Here is a 413-nt window from a genome sequence, read left to right on the forward strand (position 1 = left end):
GTAGGTCCCAAGGGTTGGGCTGTTCGCCCATTAAAGCGGCACGCGAGCTGGGTTTAGAACGTCGTGAGACAGTTCGGTCTCTATCCGCCGCGCGCGTAGAAACTTGAGGAAGGCTGTCCCTAGTACGAGAGGACCGGGATGGACGTACCTCTGGTGTGCCAGTTGTCCCGCCTGGGGCATGGCTGGTTGGCTACGTACGGAAGGGATAACCGCTGAAAGCATCTAAGCGGGAAGCCTGTTCCAAGATTAGGTTTCTTTTGAGGTCCCCTATAGATGATGGGGTTGATAGGCCGGATCTGGAAGCATCGTAAGGTGTGGAGGTGACCGGTACTAATAGACCAAACATTCAACACACAAAGTGTGAATTACAGGGTTTTTGCTCGCGTCCGTTATTCAGTGTCTGGCATGACACC

Annotated in this window: 1 rRNA gene; it reads left to right on the top strand. The window is 53.8% G+C overall.

The window, feature by feature from the left end:
- Positions 1–354: ribosomal RNA gene (locus HMPREF2562_RS09085) — 23S ribosomal RNA — on the top strand; the annotation flags it as partial.
- Positions 355–413 lie beyond the last annotated feature (59 nt).

Origin of the sequence: Corynebacterium sp. HMSC077G07, from assembly GCF_001809225.1 — a bacterium.
In the GTDB taxonomy this organism is placed as follows: domain Bacteria; phylum Actinomycetota; class Actinomycetes; order Mycobacteriales; family Mycobacteriaceae; genus Corynebacterium; species Corynebacterium jeikeium_D.